The sequence below is a fragment of the Psychromonas sp. genome (genome assembly GCF_983033635.1).
Map to the genome: position 1 here is coordinate 1 of NZ_CEZLMY010000119.1, position 3,641 is coordinate 3,641.

3 protein-coding genes are annotated in these 3,641 nt (G+C 36.0%); 2 read left to right on the top strand and 1 reads right to left on the bottom strand.

What is annotated here, in order from left to right:
* The coding region (locus AC4GME_RS13590) for a U32 family peptidase (protein ID WP_490379584.1) at positions 1–1,555 on the top strand (1,555 nt) is incomplete at its 5' end.
* A gap of 84 nt (positions 1,556–1,639) precedes the next feature.
* On the opposite strand, the gene AC4GME_RS13595 is transcribed toward AC4GME_RS13590, so the two are convergent.
* Entirely contained in the window at positions 1,640–2,512 is an 873-nt protein-coding gene (locus tag AC4GME_RS13595) for a hypothetical protein (protein ID WP_490376687.1), read from the bottom strand.
* A 264-nt stretch (positions 2,513–2,776) separates the two neighbouring features.
* Between AC4GME_RS13595 and AC4GME_RS13600 the strand changes: the two genes are divergently transcribed.
* A complete protein-coding gene (locus tag AC4GME_RS13600) occupies positions 2,777–3,544 on the top strand; it encodes a hypothetical protein (protein WP_490379585.1) in 768 nt (255 codons plus the stop codon).
* Positions 3,545–3,641: the final 97 nt, after the last annotated feature.

Below are 3,641 nucleotides of genomic sequence, written 5' to 3' on the forward strand. Positions count from 1 at the left end.
TGATGCAGGGGTTGCCTCACTAAAGATTGAAGGAAGAATAAAAGGGCCCAGTTATGTTTATACCGTAGTTAATAGTTGGCGAAAACAGCTGCAGAGTTTCTCTGATAACGGTAAATTATTGAATGATAACTCTGATCTTTACAAAGTATTTAACCGAGATTTTTCCAATGCATTTTTAAAGGGGGATATTAATAAACTGATGTTTATTGATAATCCTCGTGATAATACGCTTAAACATATTGAGCAAAAATATGCAGGGGCTGGCGCTGAAAAAATTCAACAAGCTAAACAAGCGCTCTATGATGAAAAAGCTGCAATGGTTAAAACTGTTGAAGATAAAATTAAAGACCTAAGTATCGCTAAAGTACCTTTAGTAATAGATATTTCAGGTAAGCTTAATCAACCGTTAAAAGTATCGCTAACAACTCCGGAGAGTGATTTTGTAGTGCTTTCAGAAAGCCCTCTTATTAAGGCTGACAAAGCGACGATTAATGCTAGTGCGATAGAAAAGCGCTTTAAGAGTTTAAATAATTCTGAATATGTTATTGAAAATCTCGTTTTAGATAATCTGCAAAGCTCCCTTTGTATCCCTTTTAAAGAGCTAACAAGTATTAAAAACAGAATTGCTTTTCTGCTTAATGGCTCAATTAATCTTATTGATCCTGTTGAAGTTCCAGTTTTAAATAAACCTGCTAAAAACGAGGCTAAAGCGCGGCTTGCAGTGTTGATCTCATCTGAACAGGATGTGAGTCTTGGTGATTTAAAATCAGTCGATATCTATTATAAATTGCCTGATAGTTTTAAAAAGGGATGTTCTAAGCTTGTTGAGCTGTTTTTAAACAACGATAAATTAATCCCATGGTTCCCCTCTATTTTAATCGGCGATGACTATCTGGCCGCCGTGGAATTTCTGAAACAGGTGCAGCCGAAACTGATTGTGACCAATAATACCGGCATCGCTTATCAGGCTTATGAAAACGGCATTAACTGGATAGCAGGACCCTACCTTAATATAACTAACTCTTTTAGCCTGTTAAGTATCAAGGAAGAGTTTAATTGTTGCGGTTCATTTATTTCCAATGAAATTAATCGAAATCAGATAAAAAATATCGTTCGTCCAGATGATTTCAAACTGTTTTACAGTATCTATCATCCAATTTTACTGATGACTAGCAGGCAATGTTTCTTCCAACAAACAGTAGGCTGCAAAAAACTAACTATTGATGATAGATGTATGCAAAAGTGTAAAAAGTCTGCATCCATTATCAATCTCAAAGGTGTATCTTTTTCAATTGATAAACAAAAGGGCGGTTACCCGAGTATCTATAGCAATGAGCCATTTTTAAATACCGATATTGTCAACGACTTGCCGGGCATGTTTGATAGCTTCTTTATTGATTTAACTGAAATTGGCGCGACCAGTAAAATCGCGCAGGATAAAACTCGAATGATTGGACTTTTTGAAGATCTTGTCAATGAAATTGCTGATTCTGATGCGGCGCTTAAACAAGTAATTGCTTGCTCGACGAATGTCCAATATAAAAAGGGATTATAAGCTTAATTCGAGATAAGCCTCTGTTAATGCATACTGAAGTCCGAGCTGTTTTTATCGGGCTCTTACTATGCATACTTAGTGTTCTTAATTTAAACGCTGCCAGTTTTCTACCTGCTCATTGAAAAAACCGGCTTGTCGATAGGCTTTCTCGATAATACCGTTCGCCTGCAACTGCATAATACCATCATTTAATTGCTGTAAAATAAGCTTGGAACCTTTCGCTTTCTTTGAAACTGCAAAATGGCGGGTACCATATAAAGCGACTTTAATATTAGGCACTGTAACGAGTTTTATGCCATCAATATTTAAAGACAGATCTGCGTTTGACTGAAAAGGGGAAAGCAAAAAATCAGCGTGTTTATTATTGACCATCCTAACCATAGATAACCACTTATCGGTATGCCAAACTTTGTTAATTTTTAACGCTTGTAAGGTTAACCAATCAACTGTCCATATCCTATTTGATACAGCACTGCGTGCCTGAAGTTGTTGCAGGTTTTCAACCGTAAGCATTTTTTCATTAGTTTGTTGTGTATATATCCCCACTTCAAATTGACCATCATTAATAACTGGCGATGAAAAATCGAGATCATCTTGTACAACAAACATGGATTTCCACACTGAGGTACCAGTTAATAAAGCACTGCCCTTGTGCAGGCGCTCGATGGTTACATAAGAAGACTTACTTTCAATTATGCGATAAGGCTTTTTATTACCACCTAAATGCAGAGCTTGCTGCAGTAAAATTATTTCAACAACATCCCGGCTACTGTTAGGTGCAGAAAAATCACTGATAGAAAGGGGATCCCGGCCATCTAAAAAGCGCAAATAATCAGATTTAACATTATAGGAAACAATGATATTAAATCTGTCGGATTGATTGGCAGTGGCGAATGAGGACGGTATTGAGACGAACAGTAGGCAATAGCAGAGCAGATAAATTAATTTTTTAAACATCTTAGCTCCCCTTAATCAATGATTAACACGATTCTAAAATACAGGCTTATCTCTAAGTATACTTGTTTATTTTTTTTATGAAATCAGCGTCAATAAAAACTTTTAATGATTAGTATTCTCTTATCCGCTGCATACCTCAATTGATTGCAATTTTTATTTCATAAATTATAACCTCTTAATAAACTTGAAAAGCTAATGGAACTGCCTACAATGGTTTGCTCTTATTAAAAATAACGCACCACTTTTCAAGGCCATTAGCTTGTTATGAACAAAAAACATTTTGTATTAGGCGGTGATATAAAAAAATCACTGACCGAAGGTTACCAACTTGATTTTAAATCACTTTTTAAGGATGCTTTTGTCATTACAAGAAGGCATTATTTAGCGCTTGTTGTCGCTTGTCTGTTTACCATTATTATTTTAGCTGCCAGTTACAGCCTTATGTTAGAAGCATCATCTGCTTTGAATGAAACAGGGAAAATGCTGGTCAATTATATTATTACCTTGGTAATTGCACCGCCGCTTTTAACCGGTTTGCAAATGATGGGGGTTAATCATTCCATTGGTTTAAAAACCAAGTCAATCCATCTGTTTAATTACTTTAATATTATCTTAAAGCTGTCACTGGCGACCATGATTATCAGCTTAATTACCAATGTGATCAGTGTTGTTTTAACGCAAACCATGGGAGATTTGGGCCTTAAGTTATCTGTTGTGATGTTGTTATATCTGAATATGGCATTTAGTCTGGTTTACCCGTTAATTGCCGAGAAAAAGGTGTCACCACAAATGGCATTAAAACTGTCATTTAAACTGGTGCATAGAAACTTAGCACAATTTACCATTCTGTTTATTTTATTAGCTTTGTTGTTTGTGATTGCAATTATACCGTCCGGTTTAGGTATGTTTATCTTTATTCCATTCTATTTTAATCTGATGGGGATTGTATATCGTCAAATTTGTGGTGTGGGTGTTGTTGCGACGGAAGTATCTGATCATGATGATACGCCGAGTGATGAATTTGAAGCTTAATCTGCTAGTTAACAGGGGCTTTGTGCTGTGGGTTTTGTTGCGACGGAAGTCTATGATCATGATGATACGCCGAGTGATGAATTTGAAGCTTAATCTG